The organism is Streptomyces sp. NPDC003011 (genome assembly GCF_053591515.1).
Map to the genome: position 1 here is coordinate 15303 of NZ_JBSFTY010000092.1, position 19105 is coordinate 34407.

Here is a 19105-nt window from a genome sequence, read left to right on the forward strand (position 1 = left end):
CCGTGTCCACCCGAACGAGGGAGGCGCCGTCGCGGCCGTTCCCGGGCCCGCTCGAACAACGCGAAGGGCCGATTCCGTACGGCGTCCGCCGTCGTGGAACCGGCCCTCTCGGTCCGGAGATGACGTCAGTTCCCCAGGGGAAGTCCGCCGAGAAGTCCACCGTTGGAGTTCAGCTGGGTGGTCGCGCCCTTGACCGCGTTGAGCACCGAGTCCTCGTTCTCCGTGTTCAGCGCGTCCGACTGGTGCTGCAGCGGCATCGCGTCGGTGAGCTTGAGGGGGTCCTTGGCGATCGTGTTCCAGGCACCGTTGAGGCTGGTGGGCGTGAGTTCCGCCGGGTCGTGGGCGAACGCGGGCGCGGCGGCACCGGCGAGGACCACGGAACCGGCGACTACAGCGGCAGCCTTCAGGGACTTCATCGTGTTCCTTTCTTCGGCAACTCATGTCACCAGACAGGTCACCAGGGGGAATGCTGACGCCGTGCCCAACGAGCCGCTGCCGGAGCGGAAACCCGGTCCATCGAAATTGGGCTTTCATGAAAAAGCCGTTGTGCCGGCCTCGGGCGAGACCGGCACAACAGCTGGGCGCGCCTTATGACATGGACGGCACGCCCGACGTCGGCACGGAACCGGTCGGCTGCGAGCTGGAGTTCGCCGGCAGCGACGGCAGGCCCGCCAGGCTCGGGGCGGGCAGTCCGCCGCCGACCAGGGTGGCGGCGACGACGTCGACCAACCTGCTCACCACGTTGGTGGCGGACGGTCCCACCTCGGTGGCCTCCCCGGAGGTGGTCGCCTTGAGCAGGGTGTCGACCGCCTTCTGCAGGGCGTCGAGCGCGTCGCCCGCGAGGCCGGCCGGGACCCCGGCGGGCGGGACCCCGGTCCCGTTGTCGCTCCTGGTGAGCGTGGGCAGGGCCGGCAGCGTGGTGTTCGGCGTGGTCGTGTCGGGCGTCGTCGTGCCCGGCACGGTGGTGTTCGGCGTCGTCGTGCCCGGTGTCGTCGGCGGAGTGGTGGCGGGCGGGGCGACGGGGGCCGCCGGCGCCGCCGCCGTGGCCTTCGCGACGGCGGCCTTGACAGCGTCGCCGAACTTGGAGGCCTGCTCGACCGAGAGCTGGCCGTTGTCGGCCTTGAGCACGGTGTTCAGCATGCTGGTGACCGGGGTGATCACACCCCCCAGGCCGCCCAGGACCTCGACCTGGCCGAGGAGCGCGTCCGCGCCGGGGACGGGCGCACGGGACGCCGCCTCGGCGCGCTCGACGGCCGCGTCCCTCTCGACCGCCGTCGCGGCCGGACCGGTGATGCCGAGGAGGAAGACGGCAGAGAGTGCTGAGGCGGCGATACGCCGTGCGGGCAGTCCACGCATGGGGGTTCCTTTCGCTGTGCGTCGGATCTTGAACCCACCGTGGAAGCGGCCCACACGCCGCGCAACCGATCGGACACACCGGGGGAGCGTCCGGCGGCCGTCCCGCCCGCGTCATCCCTGATGAAGGGCGGGACAACGGCGGTCCGCCCCGGGGACGCCCGCACCGCCCATTCGGGGCAGCGCAAACCGGCCGCCCTCCCGTGGAGGATCCACGGGACGGCGGCCGACGAAGGGTTCGAGCCGACGTCAGTCGTTCACGCACTTGTTGCCGAACGCGGGGTTCAGCAGTCCGACGACGTTGACGGTGTTGCCGCAGACGTTGACCGGAATGTGGACCGGAACCTGGACGACGTTGCCCGACAGCACGCCCGGGGAGTGGGCGGCGACGCCCTTCGCGCCGGCGTCGGCGGTGGCGATGCCGGCGGTGCCCGCAACGGCGGCGGCCGCAACGGTGGTCAGGGCCAGGCCCTTCGCGATACGCGACATGGAGAGGTGCTCCTTGGGGGTTGACACAAACACCCGGGCGGGGATGCCCGGCGCTGTGTCAACGCGCGGCACCCGCGCGGGTTGTGCCGCCAATGGAGTGATCCGACGGGCGTCCACGCTTCACCGCTCCGACACACTTGTCTGTTTTCACCGTCTAAATGCGGATAGCGACTAGAGTTGCGGACCTCTCGACGCGCCCCTTGAGCCAGCAGATCGCGCTCATCACTCCCACCTTTCCCGAAAGGGCCACGCCGGTCATGCGTAATCCCCAGGCGGTGATCAGCGAGCCGGACCCGGCACCGGCGATGCGGGCGCCCGTCCACCCGACCCCCCTCGGCCTCGGCGCGGGTGTGTTCGAACGCGACACAGAGCTGCGGCCCGGTGGTGACCCGCCGGCCCGCCGGCTCGTTCCCCAGCGGAACGCGGCATGGGTCGGCGGGCTCCTCGCCGGCCTGGGCGCCCGCCCGTAGGCGCGTTCCCGCCCGTCCCGAGCGCCGTACGTGAGCGAGGAAACCGCGCATGCACCAGTCAGTACCCGGCCCTCGGCCGCGGGTCCTGCACCTCACCCAGCCCGTGGACGGTGGCGTCGCCCGTGTGGTGACGGACCTGGCGCGGGCCCAGCTCGCGGCCGGTCTGCACGTCACGGTCGCCTGCCCGGACGGCCCCCTCGCCCCCGCCCTGCGCGCGCTCGGCGCCGACGTACGGCACTGGGAGGCGACCCGTTCGCCCGGTCCGGCACTCGTGCGAGAGGTACGGCGGCTCGCTCAGGTGATCGAGAACGTACGGCCCGCTCTGGTGCACGCGCACAGCGCGAAGGCCGGACTGGCCGGACGGCTCGCCGTGCGGGGGCGGGTCCCGACCGTGTACCAGCCGCACGCCTGGTCGTTCGAGGCGGTCGGCGGGGTCACCTCGGCGCTGGCGCTGCGGTGGGAGCGGTGGGGGGCGCGTTGGACGTCCCGGGTGGTGTGTGTGAGCGCGGCGGAGCGCGCGACCGGCGTGCGCGCCGGGATCAGCAGCCGGTGGACGGTCGTCCCCAACGGGATCGCACCCGAGCGTTTCGACCCGGCCGACGCCGGCACCGTACGGGGCGAGCTGCTCCCCCAGGTCGATCCCGCGGCGCCGCTCGTGGTGTGTGTGGGGCGGCTGTGCCGGCAGAAGGGGCAGGACGTCCTCCTCACGGCATGGGACCGCGTGCGGCAGCGGGTGCCGGACGCCCGGCTCGTGCTCGTCGGGGACGGACCGGAGCGGGAGCGGCTGCGTTCCCGGGCGCCGCGGTCCGTGCTGTTCGCGGGTGCCGTCGCCGACACCGCGCCCTGGTACCGGGCCGCCGATCTGGTCGTCCTGCCCTCGCTCTGGGAGGGCATGGCCCTCGCGCCGCTGGAGGCGATGGCGTGCGGGCGGCCGGTGGTGCTGACGGACGTGGACGGCGCCCGGGAGAGCCTGCCGCCGGGTCTCGCGCCGCGCTGTCTGGTGCCGCCGGGCGACCCGGCCGCGCTCGCCGAAACCGTCGGCGGGCTGCTGCTCGACCCGTCGCTGCGCGAGGCGCTCGGCCACCAGGGACGCCGTCACGTCCTGTCCACGCACGACGTACGGCTCACGGCCGAGGCGGTGGCGGCCGTGTACCGCGACGTCCTCGGCGACGCGCTCGCCGTGCCCACCGAGTACAGGGAGTCCATCCACTCGTGACCGCGGAAAGTACCGTCCCCTCACCCGGTGGGCAGCCACGGGATCCCGGATTCTCGCCCGTCTCCGTCATGCCGCCGCGCGCCACCGGCGCCGGTTTCCGCTTCCCGGCCCGCAGACCCCCGGCGCGGCCCGTCTCGCCGGTCCCGCTGCTCGCCGCGGACACCGGCGCCGCGCTGCTGGGCGCGGTGGCGCTGGCCGAGGCCGCGCACCGGCCCCTGCTGGTCGCGCTGCTGGTGGCCGCGACGGTGCTGCCGCGTCCGCACCCGTCCCGGCCGGTGCCGGGGATCCTCGACGAACTGCCCGCGGTCTGCGGCCGGATCGCGGTCGCCTGGCTGACGCTGGCCACGCTCGTCGCCGCGTACGCGCCCCACCACGCCCTGTCCGCCCGTACCCTCGCCGTCGGCTTCCTGCTCCAGTCGGCGGCGGCCTGCGCGGCCCGGGGCACCGTGCACTGGCGGCGGCGCAGCGCGCGGCTGAGCCGGCCGCGGGCCGCCCTGGTGATCGGCCCGGCCGCTACCGCGCGCCGGGTGGCCTCCGCCGTGCTGCGGCATCCGCGGTGCGGGGTGCTGCCGGTGGGGATCGTGACCGGACAGCCGGACGGCGGCCAGCAGTTGCCCGTGCTGACGACCGGCGAGGAGGTCGAGCGGGCCCTCATCCAGAACGGCGTACGGGACGTCCTGGTGGTCCATCCCTCCGTACGGTCCCGGCAGGGGCCGCTGCTGCGGGCGCTCGCCGAGTCGGGCTGCGCGGTCTGGGAGGTGGACGCCGACTCGCCGTCGTACGCGTCGAGGGACCAGCTCGCCGGGTTCTCCTGCCGACGGCTGGAGATGGGTTCGCGGCAGCGCGGCGGCGCCGGCAAGCGGGCGCTGGACGTGACGGTGTCCGGGACGCTGTTGTTGCTGGTCAGCCCGTTGCTGCTGGTGTGCGCGGTGGCGCTGCGGCTGACGGCCGGGCCGGGGGTGGTGTTCCGGCAGGAGCGCGTCGGCAAGGACGGCAGGCCCTTCACGCTGCTGAAGTTCCGCACCCACCGCCCGGCCGACGAGCACGAGGCGGCGACCCGGTGGAGCGTGGCGAACGAGCACCGCATGCCGTGGTTGTGCCGCTTCCTGCGCCGCACCTCGCTGGACGAGCTGCTCCAGCTGTGGAACGTCCTGCGGGGCGACATGAGCCTGGTCGGACCGCGGCCCGAACGTCCGTACTTCGTCGCCGAGTTCAGCCAGACCTACCCGGGTTACGCGGCCCGTCACCGGATGCGGACCGGCATCACCGGACTCGCCCAGATCCACGGTCTGCGCGGCGACACCTCGATCGAGGACCGGGCCCGCTTCGACAACGCCTACATCGACAACTGGTCGCTGTGGCAGGACGTCTGCATCCTGCTGCGCACCGCGGCCTCGCTCCTGCGCCCGACGGGGAGCTGAGCGCATGACACACCGGTACGTCCGGAACCTGTCCCCCGTCCTTCCGGTCGTGGCCGTGGTCGCCCTGCTCGGGCTGCCGCCGGCGCCCGGCGGCGAGGGCGGCGCGGGCCCGGCCGACGCGGTCTCCGCGCTGGTGGTGCTGTACTGCGCGGTCCGTCTCGTACGGGACCGGCGGCGGCCCCTGTCCCGTACGGCGGCCGTGCTGCTGGGCCTGCCCGTGACCGGGCTGGCGGTCGCCGCGATGGGGGCGGCCTCGCCCGGAGCCGGGATCGGCGGCCTGGGCCGCTACCTCCAGGTCTTCGTGCTGGTCCCGGCGGCCGTCCTGCTGCTGATCCGCGGCCGGGCCGACTTCCGGCTGCTGGCCTGGTCGTTCGTCGGGCTCGCGCTGTGGCAGGGGGCGCTCGGCGTGCACCAGTACGCGACCGGGACCGGGGCCTCCTACCAGGGCGAGGAGATCCGGGCCGTCGGCACCTTCGGGGCGGCCGACGTGATGGGGATGGCGACGGTCGTGTCCCTGGGGCTGGTGTGCGCGGCCGGGCTGGCGCTGGGGCGGACGCCGGTACGCCATCGGGCGGTCGCCGCCGGGTGCGCGGTCGCGCTGCTGCTGCCGCTCGCGCTGTCGTTCAGCCGGGGGGCGTGGATCGCGACGGCGGTGACGTGCGCGGCGCAGCTGCTGCTGGCCGGGGCGCGGCGGGCGCTGGCGGTGGGCGCGGTCGTGGCCGCGGCCGGGGTGGTCCTGGTCGGCGGGTTCGGATTCGGGACGGCGCCGCTCCAGGAGCGGATCACCAGCATCACGCAGGTCACCGACGCGCCCGACCAGTCCGTCACCGACCGCTACACCATGTGGGCGGCGGCTGCCGGCATGTGGCGCGAACAGCCGCTCACCGGCGTCGGGTTGAAGGGCTTCCCCGATCACCGGGACGCGCACGCCTCGGTGGCGCTGTCCGCGGGCAGCGACACGGAGGGCGCGGGCGCGGCCTTCCGCAGGCAGCCGCTGCTGTCCCCGCACAACATGTACCTCCTCGTCCTCGCCGAACAGGGCCTGATCGGCCTGCTCGCGCTCGCGGGCGGCTGGCTGGCGCTGCTGGTGTGCGCCCTGCGCGGGCTGTTCCGCGTACGGCGCGACGGGCCCGGCCTGGAGTGCGCGCTGATCGCCTGCGGCCTGCTGGTGTGGCAGCTCACCGACTTCGCGTACGCCGACATCGGTGGCCCGTCCACGGTGCTGACGGCGACGGGCTTCGGGCTGGCGGCCTGGTGGGCGCTGGTCGGCGGCCGCCCCACGGAGCCCATGACACCGACTCCGGTGCCCGGACGGGCCGAGGAGGCCGTGACCCGATGACGACGACGCCTCCAGGGGGCTCCGGAGCCTCCGGTACATCCCGGCCCACGCCGGAACCCCTGCACGCACCCCGGCCCACGCCGGAACCCCTGCACGCGCCCCGGCCCGCGTCCGAGCCCTCCACCCCGTCCCGGCCGGTGTCGCACGCCTCCGGCCACCTCCCGCCCGCGTCAAAGGCGAAGGCCGTAGGCCCGCCCCGTCCCCCGATGCCCGCCCCCGCCCCCACCCCTGTCCTCCCGGCCGGAACCGCCGCCTCCCACCCTCAGGGCGCCGCCACCGCACCCGCCCCCCTCTCCCGGGGGTTCCTCGCCAGGGCGACCCTGGTCACCGCTGTCCTCTCGGTCGCCGGGGCGCTGCTCGGGCTGGTCCGGGACCAGGCGCTGGCGCGGCTGTTCGGGGCCGGGAGGGAGACGGACGCGTTCCTGGTGGCCTGGACCGTGCCGGAGTTCGCGGCCACGCTGCTCATCGAGGACGGGCTGGCCTTCGTGCTGGTGCCGGCGTTCAGCCTGGCCCTGGCCCGCCGTGCGCAGGGCGCCCCGGGCGACCCGGTCCGCTCGCTGGTCGCCGCCACGCTCCCCCGGCTGTCGCTGGCCTTCGTCGCCGTGGCCGCGCTGATCGCCGGCGCGGCTCCGCACCTGGTCGGGATCCTGGCACCGGGCCTGCCCGACCCGGCCCTCGCCGTCGACTGCACCCGGCTCACCGCGCTCAGCGTGCTGGGCTTCGGACTCGCCGGGTACTGCAGCGCGGTGCTCAGGGCGCACCGGAGGTTCCTCGCGCCGGCCGCCATCTACGTGGCGTACAACACCGGCATCATCACCGCGATGTTCGTCCTGGGCGGGCAGTGGGGCGTACGGTCGGCGGCCGTCGGGGTCGCGGTGGGCGGCGGACTGATGGTCGCCGTGCAACTGCCGTTCCTCTTGCGGCAGTTGCGGCGCAAGGAGGTGGTGGCGCGGGAGGAGTCCGGAGCGGGGTCCGGGCAGACCGTGACGCTGGCCGTGGTCTCCACCGTCCTGCTCTTCGCCCTGTGCCGGCAGTCCCAGGTGCTCGTCGAGCGGTTCCTCGCCTCCACCCTTCCCGCCGGCGCCATCTCGCACCTCAACTACGCGCAGAAGATCGCCCAGATCCCGATGACGCTGTCACTGATGCTGTGCACGGTCACCTTCCCGGTGGTCGCGCGGGCGCTGGCCGACGGCGACACCGAGCGGGCCCGCGACCGGGTGGAGCGGGACCTGGCACTGGCCGCGTCCCTGGTGCTGCTCGGCGCCGCCACGGTGATCGCCTGTGCCCCGCAGATGGTCGAACTCCTTTTCCAGCGGGGCGCGTTCACCGCCCGGGACACGGCGGCCACCGCGGGCGTGATGCGGGTGTACGCGCTCGGGCTGCTCGGCCAGACACTGGTCGGCTGTCTTATCCGGTCGTACTTCGGGGCGGGCCGGCCCAGCTGGTACCCGCTCGGCGCGATGACCGTCGGGATCGTCGCGACGTCCTGGATCGGCGTGTGGACGGTGGGCCTGTGGGGGGTCGCCGGGATCGCCGCCGCCAACGCCGCCGGCATCACCGTCACGGCCGCCCTGCTGCTCGCCGGGACGGGCCCGCGCAGTGTCCCGATCCGCACCCGGCGGGTGCTCGCCGAACTGAGCAGGCCGCTGCGCGCGGCGACCGTCGCGACCCTCGCCGGCGCCTTCGTGGCGAGCCGCGTCGAGTCCGCCGTGCCGGGTCTCGCCGCCGGCGCGGCGACCGTGGCCGCCGTCTTCGTCCTGCTCGCCCGCGCCCTGGACGCCCAGGGCGTCGCCCCCGCGCTCCGTTCCGTACACACCGTCACACGAAGGCTCCTCCATGCCCGTAACCGCTGACGCACCCTCTCCGCCCCGAACCGGCCCGGTCCCGTGGATCGCGATGTACCACTCCGTGGGCGACCGCGCCGACGACCCCTACCGCATCACGGTCACGCCCGGCCGGCTGGAGCGGCAGCTGTCCTGGCTCCGGCGCCGCGGCCTCACCGGCGTCTCCGTGGCCGACCTGCTCACCGCCCGCGCCCGGGGTGCGGGCCACGGCCTCGTCGGGCTCACCTTCGACGACGGGTACGCGGACTTCGTCGACCACGCCCTGCCCGTGCTCCGCCGTCACGGCTGCGGCGCGACCCTGTTCGTCCTGCCCGGCCGGCTCGGCGGCGACAACGCCTGGGACCCGCTGGGCCCGCGCAGACCGCTGCTCACCGCCGACGGGATCCGGCGCGCGGCCGAGGCGGGGGTGGAGATCGGCTCGCACGGGCTCACCCACGTCGACCTGACCGCCGCGGACGACCTCGCCCTGAAGGCGGAGGTCGTCGAGAGCCGGGCCGCCGTCGAGGAGTTGACCGGTACCGCCGCCGCCGGGTTCTGCTACCCCTACGGCACGGTCGACCAGCGTGCCGTCGACGCCGTGCGCGACGCCGGATACGCCTACGCCTGCGCCATCGATCCCGGCCCGCTGACCGGTCCGCACGCCCTTCCCCGCGTGCACGTCGGACAGAACGACCACGCCGTACGGCTGTTCCTCAAGTACCGGCTGCACCGCCTGCGCCGGCGCCCCGTCGAGGGGATCTGACCATGCGGGACCTGAAGGCACTGCACGTCATCACCGGTCTCGGAGTGGGAGGCGCCGAGCAGCAACTGCGCCTGCTCGTGCGGCACCTGCCCGTCCACTGCGACGTCGTGACGCTCACCAACCCGGGCGCGGTCGCCGACGGGCTGGTCGCCGACGGGGTGCGCGTCACCCACCTCGGCATGACCGGCAACCGCGATCTGGCCGCGCTCCCCCGCCTGGTCCGGCTCATCCGACGCGGCGGCTACGACCTCGTGCACACCCACCTCTACCGCGCCTGCGTCTACGGGCGGCTCGCCGCGCGGCTCGCCGGCGTCCGCGCGGTCGTCGCCACCGAACACTCCCTGGGCGACACGCAGATGGAGGGCCGGAAGCTGACCGCGGGAGTGCGCGGGCTCTACCTGGCGAGCGAGCGTCTGGGGCGGGCCACGGTCGCCGTCTCCCCCACGGTCGCCGACCGCCTCCGCCGCTGGGGCGTGCCCGCTCCCCGTATCGAGGTCGTCCCGAACGGCATCGACCTGGACCGTTTCCGCTTCGACCCGGTCCGGCGGCTGCGCACCCGCAGGCGGCTGGGGCTGCCGGAGACGGCGTACGTCATCGGCGGTGTCGGCCGGCTCACGGCCGGCAAACGCTTCGACGTGCTGATCCACGCGCTCGCCCGACTGCCGCGGGACCACTGGCTGTTGCTGGTCGGCGGCGGCCCCGAGGAGCACGCCCTGCGGCGCGTCGCGCGCGAGGCCGGGGTCGCGGACCGGGTGCTGTTCACCGGCGAGCGCCCCTACGTCCCCGACGGCACCCCCGGCCCCGACCTGCCCTCGCTCACCTCCGCGATGGACCTGTTCGCCTCGCCGTGTCCCGAGGAGGCCTTCGGCCTGGCGGCGGTGGAGGCGCTCGCGTCCGGGCTGCCCGTGCGCTACGCCTCCTGCCCGGCGGTCGAGGACCTCCCCGCGCACACCGCGCCGGACGCGCGCCGCGTCCGGGGCGGCCCCGGCGCGTTCGCCGAGGCCGTCGCGGCGGCCCGCGCACAGGGCCCCGGCCCGCGCACCGCGCCGCAGGCCGCCGGCCACTACGGCATCACCCGCAGCGCCGCCCGGCTGATGACCGTCTACGCGGCCGCGGTGGCCGCCCCGTCCGTGTCCCCGTCTCCCCAGGGAGTCAGTTCCTCATGACCGCGAACCCCACCGGGCCACGCCGCCCGGCCACCGCCCTGGCCCGCGCCAAGGCCCTCCCGCCCTGGTCCCTGATCGCGGCCGGCGCCCTCACCGGCGGCCTGCTCGGCGGTGTGTACGGGCTGGCCCAGCCGCCCGCGTACACGGCCACCAGCTATGTCGTCGCCGTCCCGACCGAGACGTCCGACGCGGCGACCGCGCTCGGCTTCGCCCAGGCGTACGGCCGGGTCGCCACGCAGCTCGCGGTGCTCGGCGACGCACAGGTGTGGGCGGGCGTACCCGTCGAGACGCTGCGGTCGAGCGTGCGGACCGCGACCTCGCCGGACGCCCCGATGGTCTCCATCACCGCCACCTCCTCCCGCCCCGACCTCGCCGCCGACATGGCCAACGCGGTCTCCCGGGCGCTGACCCGGCACGCGGGCGACACCCAGGGCTCCACCCGCGTCGAGCTCCAGCAGTTCGCCCGCGCCACCAAGCCCACCGAACCGTCCTCCGCCTCCGCCGCGCTGACCGGCCTGGTGGGCGCGAGCGCGGGCGGCCTGCTCGGCGGGCTGGCGCTGCTGGTCCGGCCCCGGCGGACCACGGACGCGCCGGGCCGCCCGGCCTCCGTGCCCGGCCCCGCCCCCGCCGCCGACGTCCGCGGCCAGCTGTGACGTACACGGCGGAACTCGTCACCGACGAACGCGTCTTCGCCGGACTGGCCCCGGAATGGGGTGAGCTGTACCGGCGGTGCGCCGCCGCGACCCCGTTCCAGAGCCACGCCTGGCTGCACTCCTGGTGGCTGTCGTACGGCAGACGCGGCCGGCTGCGGCTGGTGGTCGTGCGGGACGGCGGCCGGCTCGTCGCCGTCGCACCGCTCATGCGCGTCGGGAGCCCCGTGCCGTCCCTCGTACCGCTGGGCGGGGCGATCTCCGACTACGGGGACGTCCTGCTGGACGACGCGCACGGGCGGGAGGCGGTGGCCGCTCTCGCCGAAGGGCTCTCCGCCGCCGCCCGCACGGCCCTGATCGACCTGCGCGAGGTCCGGCCGGGCGGCGCGGCCGAGCGGATCTACGACCACTGGCGCGGGCCCCGGCGCCGGGTGAGCGACTCGCTGTGCCTGGAGCTGCCCGCCGTACCGATGGACGAACTGGTCACGCGTCTCCCGGCGGCCAAGACCCAGCAGCGGGCGCGCGCCAAGCTGCGCAGACTGGCCGCGCTCGACATCGAGCGTCATGTCGTGGAGCCCGGCGAGGTGGACAAGGCGCTGCGGCGGCTCATCGAACTGCACCAGCTCCAGTGGCGGGGCCGGAAGGTGACGTCCGAGCATCTGCGGCCGCGGTTCCGCGACCACCTGGTGCGGTCGGTGGGGCCGATGGTGCGCTCCGGGGACGCCGTGGTGACCGAGTTCCGCCTGGACGGCGACGTGGTGGCCGTCGATCTGACGCTGCTGTCGCGGCGCCTGGCGGGCGGCTATCTGTACGGCGCCCATCCCTGCCTGCGGGAACGCAAGGCGGACGTGGCGGTGATGCTGCTCCAGGCGTCCGCCGAGCTGCTGCGCGACGGCGGGCGCCGGACACTGAGTCTGCTGCGCGGCAACGAGCCGTACAAGCACCACTGGCGGCCCGAACCGGTCGTCAACCAGCGGCTGCTGCTGGCCCGGCGGCACACCGCCCCGCTGCTCGCCGCGGTCGTCTGTGACGTCGCCGCGCGGCGACGGGGCAAGGAGCTGCTGCTCCACTGGAAGGGCCGCCGGAGTCGGAGGGGGCGCGACGGTGGCGGCGGGTCCTGACCAGGCCCGCGGCCACCGTCCGGCGCCGTCCCTACCGGTTGCGCGACCACCAGTCGAAGCGCAGGCACAGCTTCCCGCCGAGCCAGTGCTCCACCCAGTCGCCGAGGTCGAGCGGCGAACATCCCGGCGGGTTGGCCGGCTTGGGCGGTGTGGTGGGTTCGGTGGGCTCGGTCGGCTCCGGAGTCGGGGCGTCGGTGCGGCCGAAGAGGACGGACCGGTAGATCTCCGACGACTTGGGGTTGTCGTCACACTGCCACACGCCGTGCGGGCAGTAGTCGGTCAGCGTGTTGTACAGCGGCTTGTGCTCGTCCATCCACGCGAGCATCCGCCGCATGTACTCGGGGTTGTCCCCGTTGCGGAACAGACCCCATTCCGGATACGAGACGGGCTTGCCGTGGGCCTTCGCGAAGTCCACGTGCTCCTGGAGACCGAGGGGTTCCCTGACCTGCTCGTCGAACGTGAGCCCGGTCGGCTGGTCGTAGGAGTCCATGCCGACGATGTCGACCGTGTCGTCCCCCGGATAGCACTGCGTCCAGGGGACGGCGTCCCGGCCGCGGGTCGGTGTGAAGTCGAAGCGGAACCTCTGCCCCGGCACCGCCCGCATCGCCGTGACGATCCGGTTCCAGTACGTCTTCCAGGCCTGCGGGTCGGGCCCGCAGCGATGGGTGTACGTGATGCCGTTCATCTCCCAGCCGAGCACGATCACCGTGTCCGGCACCTTCAGCTCCACCAGCCGCTCGGCCAGGGCGCGGAAGTGATGGTCGAACTCCCCCGCGGCGCCCCGCCGCAGCAGCCGCCGCACCTCGTCGTCGGGGACGTTCTCCTCGTTGCGCTCCATCATGGGCACGTTGAGGACGAACATCCGGTCGTCCCGCTCGGTGCGCCAGTCCGCCCACACGTCGAGGAAACCGGGGGCGCCCTCGATGTTGCTCCAGCGGTCTCCGGGCAGGTAGGTGTGACCGACGCGCAGATCGGCACCGCCCAGCCACTTGCTGAGCTCGGCGATCCGGGCCACGCCGCGGGGGCCGTAGTCGAGATAGGCGCCGAAGGCGGGGGCGTTCTTCGCGGGCGGTGCGGGCGGTGCGGGCTTCTCGGGCTCCGGGACGGCCGGAGTGGCCGGAGTCACGGGGGCGGGCGTGACGGCGGGGGCCGGAGCGGGAGGATCGGCGACCCGCGCCACCCCCGTGCCCGCGGCGAAACCAGGACCGGACGCCAGTGCCGCCGTCGCCGCGACCGTCGCCGCGACGAAGGCCAGCCGGCCGGACCGGGCCCGTCGCTGCTGTGGGGCCATGCCTGCTCCTCTCTCCACTTTCGCGCTTTCGCTTTCGTTCTCTCCGATGCTTTCCGGTACCTGACACTCAGTCATATCAATATGTATTTCGCCACCGTGACTACGGCTTTCGAGTGCTCCGATCGCCCGCACGAGTGAAACGACCGAAGGAAAATGCCGTGTCGCTGTTCGACACCCGTGTCCCCGCGGTTCTGCTGCGGATCGACCGGAACCCCTTTCACCACGGAACGCTGGGTGCCGTGCGGTCGCTCGGCCGGGCGGGCGTGGAGGTGCACCTGGTCGCCGACTGCGCGGGCAGTCCGGTCCGCACGTCCCGTTTCGTACGGCAGGTGCATCCCCCGCCGCCGCCCGGCGCGAGCGTGGACGACATCGCCGCCGCGCTGCGCCGGGTGGCGACCCGGATCGCGAGCCCCGCCGTCCTGATCCCGATGGACGACGCGAGCGCGGTCGCGGTGGGCCGCCTGCGGGCGGAGCTGGCGCCCTCGTATCTACTGCCGCAGCAGCCCGCCGACCTGTCCGAGCGGGTGGCCGACAAGGCCGAACTGGCGCGGGTGTGCGCGGCGGCGGGCGTCCCGCATCCGGAGACGGTGGTCCCGGACAGTGCCGTCGAGGCCGCTGCCGCCGCCTGGCGGCTGGGCCTGCCGGTGATGGCGAAGTGGAGCCGCCCCTGGCTGCTGCCGACGGGCAGCGGGCTGCGCAGCACGGTCGTGGTGCGCTCCTCGCAGGAGGCGTACGAGCTGTACCTGCGCAGTGCGGAGGCGGGCAGCCGGCTGCTGCTCCAGGCGTTCCTGCCGCCGGGACCGGACCGGGACTGGTTCTTCCACGGGTACGCCGACCGTGCGGGCGCGGTGATCGGCGGCGGCCCGGGGGTGAAGGAACGGTCCTGGCCGCGCGGCGCCGGCCTCACCGCGGTGGGCCGCTGGACGCCGAACCCGCGGGTGCGGGCCCTCGCCGAGCGGCTCACCGGCGAACTGGGCTACCGCGGCATCCTCGACCTCGACTTCCGCCGCTGCGGCACGACCGGCGCCTATCACCTGCTGGACTTCAACCCGCGTCCCGGCGCCCAGTTCCGTCTCTTCACCGACAGCGCGGACCTGGACGTCGTACGGGCCCTGCACCTGGACCTGACCCACCGCCCCCTGCCGGACGGATCACCGCTGCCGGGACGCACCTTCGTCGTCGAGAACTACGCCCCGCTCACCACGCTGCGCCCCGCCCCCGCCGGCCGCGAACTGGCCTGGCACGCGGGGGACGACCGGGCACCGGGCCGGGCGATGTGCAGCCTGTGGTCCCGCCATGTCACCCGCCGCCTGCTGGAACGCCTGCGTCGGCTGTCCGGGACGGGGGCCAGGGCCGTCGTGGCGCGTGCCCGCAGAAGCGGGCGTCCGGGAGATCCGCACGGAGCGCCACGCGCGACGGTGCCCACCCCCTCCCCCGCCGTGACACGCCTGCCGGACGAACGGTCCGACGACGAGAGAGCCGGCAGTCACTGACCCGGGGCGGCCCTCGGCACGGGGCGGCTCGTCGTCGGCAGGGGGTGCCGGGCGTACGCGCCCGGCACCCCCCACGAGCTACCGACGGGACGCGGCTCGGCCTCGTCGGTACAGAACGGCACCGCCCAGGATCAGCGCGGCGCTCATGGCCGAGGCGCCGAGCACGGCCTCGTCACCGGTCTGCGCCAGGGTGGGGGCTTCGTGACCGCCTCCCGCGGGGGACGGCACGTACTCGTCGCCGACGGGCGGCGTGTGGCCCCCGTCCCCGCCCGGAGGCGGAGGCGTCTCGTCACCGCCGGCCGGCGGCGTGTGCTCCCCGCCGGGCGGTGGGGTGTGCGGAGGCGTCGTCGGGGGCGTGTCCCCGTACCCGCCCGGGCCGTCCTCCTCGGCGCAGGAGTTGCCGAACGCCGGATTGAGGGCGGCGACCACGTCGGCCGTGTTGCCGCAGGCGTTCACCGGCACCTCCACCGGCGCCTGCACGTCGTTGCCGGAGCCGACACCGGGTGAGCCCTCGGTCCAGCCGTGCGCCGAGGAGCCGGACGAGTCGTCCGTGCCGTCGCCGTAGCCGTGACCCGAGTCGTATGCGGAGTCGTATTCGGGGTCGTGACCCGAGCCGTGTCCGGAGTCGTATCCGGAGTCGTGACCCGAGCCGTGTCCGGAGTCGTATCCGGAGTCGTGACCCGAGCCGTGTCCGGAGTCGTCGTCGCCGCTCTCACCGTGCGATCCGCGCTCGGGGCCGTCCGACTCGTTGGCGCAGGAGTTGCCGAACGTGGGGTTCAGGGCGGCGACCACGTCGATCGTGTTGCCGCAGGCGTTCAACGGCACCTCGACCGGCACCTGCACGTCGTTGCCGGATACCGCGCCCGGGGAGTTCTTGGCGGCCCCGTCCGCCTGTGAGTCGGCAAGGGCGGGGCTGCCGCACAGGGACAGAACACTCGTCGCGGCAGCGGCCGCGATCATTCCCCTGCTCAGGGTCTGTCGCACTCTCGTTGTCTTCCTGCTTGAAGAGATGGGAAAAGCCGGCCTCGGGACAGACACACATGTCCAAGGCCGGCCATGACGCAGCCGTGCGGCTGGTGCGGAACGACGTCAGTCGTTCACGCACTTGTTGCCGACCGCCGGGTTCAGAAGCCCGACGACGTTCACGGTGTTCCCGCACACGTTGACGGGAATGTGCACGGGAACCTGGATCACGTTGCCGGACAGGACACCCGGGGACCCGATGGCGGCAGCCTCGGCGCCCGCGTCGGCGAAGGCCGGAGTGGCCGCGCCCAGAGCCATGAGCACGCCCGCGACGACAGCAGCGGTCTTCTTCATGAACTTTCCCTTCTCTGCGGTCATGCCTGATTGACGGCCGAAGCCGAGCAAGCACAACTTGTGGCTCGCACCATGACCAGCAGCCTGCACATGAGGAATTGACGGATCGAGAAGACACGGAACGTGCGACACCGCGAAATTCACTCACATGCCCCACGCCACACCACCTCACTTCCGCCGGGAGAGTGACAAAGACCGCCGACGCGTCGCCGGGCATCTCATCGCCCTTACGCGACCGGGCGGCCCGCAGGGAATTCAGCGGACCGCCCGGGCTGCGTGAGGGATGGCTCAGTTCGACTCGCCGTTCGCCGACAGGACCGACAGGTCCTCCAGGATGTGCGACAGCGCACCGTCGCGCTTGGCCTGGGTGGAGTTGTCGGAGCACTGCTGGGCCAGGTCGTCCGACAGGATCGGCACGTCCTGGATGGGGACGATGTTGATGACGGCGACGTTGATGTCCTCCAGCGCGGCGCACGGCTTGTTCAGCGTCCCGTCGACCAGGGAGAGCTGCGGGCTCATGTCGCCCTTGGTCGCCGAGTTGCCGAATGACGACGTGGCACCGTTGCCGTTGGCCACGGCCGGACCGGAGTCATCGCCGATGGCAAGCGCCTGGGGAGCAGCCGCAACCGACATACCAATGACAGAAGCGGCAGCCGCCGCGGCGACCATTGCCTTCTTGAGCACTTCGCGTTCCTTTCCTCGTAGCGACGCATGTCGTACGGCTTCATCAACCGACCGCGTCGGGATTGGTTGCGGGGGTTCACCCGGTTGGCCCGCATGGAGCCGGGAAACGCGCGGTCCCCGCAGGTGCGGTCCGGCAAACGTCCCCAGGTATGGGCCGACGGAGTGAACGGGAGAAACCATGTCGCGCTCATTCAGTTGGACCAGAGCGCTCCGGTGCACACGTTTTCTCTGAAAGGACTGGCCAGTGATCAAGAAGGTTATTGCCACCGCGGCTCTCGCCGCCTCCGTCGTGGGCGCCTCCGCTGCCGCGGCTCCGCAGGCGATGGCGATCGGTGACGACTCCGGGCCGGCCATCTCGAACGGCAACGGCGCGATGCAGAGCTTCGGCAACTCGAGCACGTACGGCAACATGAGCCCGCAGATGGCGCTCATCCAGGGCTCCTTCAACAAGCCCTGCCTCGCCCTGGAGGACATCAACGTCCCCGTCGTCAACATCATCCCGATCCAGGACGTCCCGATCCTGTCGGACGACCTGAACCAGCAGTGCACCGAGAACTCGACGCAGAGCAAGCGCGACGGCGCGCTGGCGCACCTCCTGGAGGACGTGTCGATCCTGTCGCAGAACTCGGAGCAGTCGGAGAAGGACAAGCGCTGACGCCACCAGGAGGGCGGGGGCACCGAAGGTTCGGTGCCCCCGCCCTTCGGCATGCCGGCGCTGCCGTCGGTGTGCGGTCAGTCCTCGGGTGCCAGGGGCAGTGCCTGGCGGATGGCCGCGGCGAGCTCGCGTACCGCCTTGTCCTCGGTGACGTCCGCCAGCGTGTCGGCGCGTACGGCCAGCTTGTGGAGGGACGGCGCGCCGGGCAGTGCGGTTCGGCGGTCGTCGCCCCGGCGGAGGGCGTCGGCGAAGTAGGCGGCGACCGCCGTGACCTGGAGACGGGGGCTGGCGCTCCAGAGGTCGTCGTCGAGGGACTCCCCCTCCAGTCGGCCGGACTCCTCGTGCGGGGTGCGGGTCTCGGGGTCCTGCCAGCGGACGGTGGCGGTGGCTAGGTGGCCGTCGGCGCCGGACCGGGTGCGGACCGCGTAGAGGGCGGTCACGGTGTGGCCGGGGCCGATCTCGCCGCCGTCCACGCGGTCGTCGCGGAAGTCGTCGTCGGCGACGCGGCGGTTGTCGTAGCCCACGAGGCGGAACTCGGCGACCGTCTCCGGGTCGAAGGCGACCTGGGCCTTGGCGTCCCGGGCGGTGAGGTCGATGTTCTTCGGGAGCTCTTCGCAGAAGACGGTACGGGCCTCGTCGGAGCCGGAGACGTACGTCGTGTGGCCGTCGCCCTGGTCGGCCAGGCGTTCCATCAGGGCGTCGCCGTAATCGCTGCCGACGCCGACGCCGAAGAGGGTGATGCCGTGTTCGCGGCGGGCGCCCCCGACGCGTTCGAGGATGGAGTCGGGGTCGGTGTCGCCGTCGTTGGCGAGCGCGTCCGAGACGAGGACGACCCGGTTGGTGGCGCCCTCGCGCAGGCCCTCGACAGCGGTGGCGTAGCCGGTCTCGACGCCCGCGCCGAGGTTGGTGGAGAAGGTGGGTTCCAGGTCGTCGACGGCGTCGTGGATCCTTCCCCGGTTCCCGCCCAGGCGGGTCATCGGCAGGACGGTCTCGGCCCGGTCGCTGAAGGTGACCAGGGCGACCGAGTCGTCGTCGCGGAGCCGGTCCGTCATCACGCCGAGGGACTCCTGGGCGAGGTCCAGGCGGCCCGGTTCGGCCATCGAGCCGGAGATGTCGAGGACGAAGGTGAGCGCGGCGGGCGGGCGTTCGCCCCGCTGTCCGGCGGGGCGGGTGGCCAGGCCTACGCGGACCAGGGACCAGTCCTCGTCGTCAGTGCGGGCGCCGTCGACGGTCACCGTGAAGCCGTTGCCGTCGGGGCGTTCGTAGTCCTGGCGGAAGCTGTTGACGAACTCCTCGGGGCGGATCGTCGACGGGTGTGGCCGCCGGCCGTCGGCGAGGGTGCGGCGGGCGTAGCCGTAGGAGGCGGTGTCGACGTCGAGGGCGAAGGTGGAGAGGTGACCGGGAGAGGGGTCGGCCTCCCGTGACCCGTCCTCCGGGCCGTCCTGTTCGCCGGTGCTGTGGCGGGGAGCCGGGAGGCCGGTCGGCGCGTGCGCGCGGTCCGGACTGCTGTCGTCTGCGGTGTCGTGCGCGCCGCAGCCGGTGAGCAGCACGCCGCTCGCCGTGGTGAGGGCGAGCAGTACGCCGTGCAGACGTCGTGTGCGGTGTCTCTCCATCGTCCCTGCCCCCTGAGCCGGTTGACGTCGGTGTCTGTGACTGTGACGGGCCAGGGGGCGGGAACGTGCGCGACGGGGCGTTGCGGATGGATCTCGAAGAGGGCACGGAAGGCGCCCGCCGAGACCGGCGGGTGACCCTCCGGTGACCTAGGTGTTCTGTCCGGGGAGGTTGTGGACGGGTGAGCCAGGTCTCGGCTGAGGGATCTTGAAACAGGTGAGGGCCTTCCGGTTCGGTGTGGAT

The 19105-nt window shown here is 73.5% G+C and carries 19 protein-coding genes; 11 read left to right on the forward strand and 8 right to left on the reverse strand.

Annotation, left to right across the window (positions count from 1 at the left end):
• Window positions 1-125: 125 nt before the first annotated feature.
• From ACWD0J_RS34075 to ACWD0J_RS34085, 3 genes are all read right to left on the reverse strand, one after another.
• Window positions 126-416 carry a hypothetical protein gene (locus ACWD0J_RS34075; RefSeq protein ID WP_451499723.1) on the reverse strand — a complete coding sequence of 97 codons (291 nt, stop codon included), beginning with the start codon at window positions 414-416 and terminating at the stop codon, window positions 126-128.
• A gap of 172 nt (window positions 417-588) precedes the next feature.
• Complete coding sequence (locus ACWD0J_RS34080; protein WP_451499724.1) at window positions 589-1356, reverse strand: hypothetical protein; 768 nt, start codon at window positions 1354-1356, stop codon at window positions 589-591.
• Between the two features lie 246 nt (window positions 1357-1602).
• A complete protein-coding gene (locus ACWD0J_RS34085) occupies window positions 1603-1842 on the reverse strand; it encodes a chaplin (RefSeq protein WP_451499725.1) in 240 nt (79 codons plus the stop codon).
• A 257-nt stretch (window positions 1843-2099) separates the two neighbouring features.
• On the opposite strand from ACWD0J_RS34085, the gene ACWD0J_RS34090 reads away from it, so the two are divergent.
• The 9 genes from ACWD0J_RS34090 to ACWD0J_RS34130 all read left to right on the forward strand — a co-directional run bounded on the left by ACWD0J_RS34090 (window position 2100) and on the right by ACWD0J_RS34130 (window position 11811).
• Entirely contained in the window at window positions 2100-2312 is a 213-nt protein-coding gene (locus ACWD0J_RS34090; RefSeq protein ID WP_451499726.1) for a hypothetical protein, read from the forward strand.
• Between the two features lie 49 nt (window positions 2313-2361).
• The gene (locus ACWD0J_RS34095; protein ID WP_451499727.1) at window positions 2362-3528 is read left to right on the forward strand and encodes a glycosyltransferase; all 1167 of its coding nucleotides are present in this window, start codon (window positions 2362-2364) and stop codon (window positions 3526-3528) included.
• A complete protein-coding gene (locus ACWD0J_RS34100; protein WP_451499728.1) occupies window positions 3525-4949 on the forward strand; it encodes a sugar transferase in 1425 nt (474 codons plus the stop codon). The genes ACWD0J_RS34095 and ACWD0J_RS34100 overlap by 4 nt, the downstream gene beginning before the upstream one ends.
• 4 nt (window positions 4950-4953) lie before the next feature.
• Window positions 4954-6288: an O-antigen ligase family protein gene (locus tag ACWD0J_RS34105; RefSeq protein ID WP_451499729.1), complete on the forward strand. Its 1335-nt coding sequence runs from the start codon at window positions 4954-4956 to the stop codon at window positions 6286-6288.
• Between the two features lie 206 nt (window positions 6289-6494).
• Entirely contained in the window at window positions 6495-8141 is a 1647-nt protein-coding gene (gene murJ / locus ACWD0J_RS34110) for a murein biosynthesis integral membrane protein MurJ (RefSeq protein ID WP_451499730.1), read from the forward strand.
• Complete coding sequence (locus ACWD0J_RS34115) at window positions 8125-8874, forward strand: polysaccharide deacetylase family protein (RefSeq protein WP_451499731.1); 750 nt, start codon at window positions 8125-8127, stop codon at window positions 8872-8874. Before murJ ends, ACWD0J_RS34115 begins: the two co-directional genes overlap by 17 nt.
• Window positions 8875-8885: 11 nt before the next feature.
• A complete protein-coding gene (locus tag ACWD0J_RS34120) occupies window positions 8886-10040 on the forward strand; it encodes a glycosyltransferase (protein ID WP_451499744.1) in 1155 nt (384 codons plus the stop codon).
• Entirely contained in the window at window positions 10037-10693 is a 657-nt protein-coding gene (locus ACWD0J_RS34125) for a lipopolysaccharide biosynthesis protein (protein WP_451499732.1), read from the forward strand. Before ACWD0J_RS34120 ends, ACWD0J_RS34125 begins: the two co-directional genes overlap by 4 nt.
• Window positions 10690-11811 carry a GNAT family N-acetyltransferase gene (locus tag ACWD0J_RS34130; protein WP_451499733.1) on the forward strand — a complete coding sequence of 374 codons (1122 nt, stop codon included), beginning with the start codon at window positions 10690-10692 and terminating at the stop codon, window positions 11809-11811. The genes ACWD0J_RS34125 and ACWD0J_RS34130 overlap by 4 nt, the downstream gene beginning before the upstream one ends.
• Before the next feature lie 31 nt (window positions 11812-11842).
• Here ACWD0J_RS34130 and ACWD0J_RS34135 read toward each other — a convergent pair whose 3' ends face one another.
• Window positions 11843-13102, reverse strand: a complete 1260-nt coding sequence (locus tag ACWD0J_RS34135; protein WP_451499734.1) for a glycoside hydrolase family 26 protein — start codon at window positions 13100-13102, stop codon at window positions 11843-11845.
• 158 nt (window positions 13103-13260) lie between these two features.
• Here ACWD0J_RS34135 and ACWD0J_RS34140 point away from each other — a divergent pair, with 158 nt between their 5' ends.
• Window positions 13261-14595 carry a carboxylate--amine ligase gene (locus ACWD0J_RS34140; protein WP_451499735.1) on the forward strand — a complete coding sequence of 445 codons (1335 nt, stop codon included), beginning with the start codon at window positions 13261-13263 and terminating at the stop codon, window positions 14593-14595.
• 78 nt (window positions 14596-14673) lie between these two features.
• On the opposite strand, the gene ACWD0J_RS34145 is transcribed toward ACWD0J_RS34140, so the two are convergent.
• The 3 genes from ACWD0J_RS34145 to rdlA form a co-directional block, all read right to left on the reverse strand.
• Complete coding sequence (locus tag ACWD0J_RS34145; protein ID WP_451499736.1) at window positions 14674-15579, reverse strand: chaplin family protein; 906 nt, start codon at window positions 15577-15579, stop codon at window positions 14674-14676.
• 105 nt (window positions 15580-15684) lie between these two features.
• Window positions 15685-15936, reverse strand: coding sequence for a chaplin (locus tag ACWD0J_RS34150; protein ID WP_451499737.1), 252 nt, complete (start codon window positions 15934-15936; stop codon window positions 15685-15687).
• A gap of 264 nt (window positions 15937-16200) precedes the next feature.
• The gene (gene rdlA / locus ACWD0J_RS34155) at window positions 16201-16596 is read right to left on the reverse strand and encodes a rodlin RdlA (protein WP_451499738.1); all 396 of its coding nucleotides are present in this window, start codon (window positions 16594-16596) and stop codon (window positions 16201-16203) included.
• A gap of 244 nt (window positions 16597-16840) precedes the next feature.
• Here rdlA and ACWD0J_RS34160 point away from each other — a divergent pair, with 244 nt between their 5' ends.
• Window positions 16841-17251 (forward strand): rodlin, encoded by a 411-nt coding sequence (locus ACWD0J_RS34160; protein ID WP_451499739.1) that lies wholly within the window; start codon window positions 16841-16843, stop codon window positions 17249-17251.
• Window positions 17252-17328: 77 nt separating this feature from the next.
• On the opposite strand, the gene ACWD0J_RS34165 is transcribed toward ACWD0J_RS34160, so the two are convergent.
• On the reverse strand, window positions 17329-18864 hold the full coding sequence (locus ACWD0J_RS34165) for a YfbK domain-containing protein (protein ID WP_451499740.1): 1536 nt from the start codon (window positions 18862-18864) through the stop codon (window positions 17329-17331).
• Between the last annotated feature and the right edge of the window lie 241 nt (window positions 18865-19105).

What these genes read in the sequence shown, in the direction of transcription:
- ACWD0J_RS34075 (WP_451499723.1), bottom strand. Translation starts at nt 416, where the DNA reads ATGAAGTCCCTGAAGGCTGCCGCTGTAGTCGCCGGTTCCGTGGTCCTC.
- ACWD0J_RS34080 (WP_451499724.1), bottom strand. Translation starts at nt 1,356, where the DNA reads ATGCGTGGACTGCCCGCACGGCGTATCGCCGCCTCAGCACTCTCTGCC.
- ACWD0J_RS34085 (WP_451499725.1), bottom strand. Translation starts at nt 1,842, where the DNA reads ATGTCGCGTATCGCGAAGGGCCTGGCCCTGACCACCGTTGCGGCCGCC.
- ACWD0J_RS34090 (WP_451499726.1), top strand. Translation starts at nt 2,100, where the DNA reads ATGCGTAATCCCCAGGCGGTGATCAGCGAGCCGGACCCGGCACCGGCG.
- ACWD0J_RS34095 (WP_451499727.1), top strand. Translation starts at nt 2,362, where the DNA reads ATGCACCAGTCAGTACCCGGCCCTCGGCCGCGGGTCCTGCACCTCACC.
- ACWD0J_RS34105 (WP_451499729.1), top strand. Translation starts at nt 4,954, where the DNA reads ATGACACACCGGTACGTCCGGAACCTGTCCCCCGTCCTTCCGGTCGTG.
- murJ (WP_451499730.1), top strand. Translation starts at nt 6,495, where the DNA reads ATGCCCGCCCCCGCCCCCACCCCTGTCCTCCCGGCCGGAACCGCCGCC.
- ACWD0J_RS34115 (WP_451499731.1), top strand. Translation starts at nt 8,125, where the DNA reads ATGCCCGTAACCGCTGACGCACCCTCTCCGCCCCGAACCGGCCCGGTC.
- ACWD0J_RS34125 (WP_451499732.1), top strand. Translation starts at nt 10,037, where the DNA reads ATGACCGCGAACCCCACCGGGCCACGCCGCCCGGCCACCGCCCTGGCC.
- ACWD0J_RS34135 (WP_451499734.1), bottom strand. Translation starts at nt 13,102, where the DNA reads ATGGCCCCACAGCAGCGACGGGCCCGGTCCGGCCGGCTGGCCTTCGTC.
- ACWD0J_RS34150 (WP_451499737.1), bottom strand. Translation starts at nt 15,936, where the DNA reads ATGACCGCAGAGAAGGGAAAGTTCATGAAGAAGACCGCTGCTGTCGTC.
- ACWD0J_RS34165 (WP_451499740.1), bottom strand. Translation starts at nt 18,864, where the DNA reads ATGGAGAGACACCGCACACGACGTCTGCACGGCGTACTGCTCGCCCTC.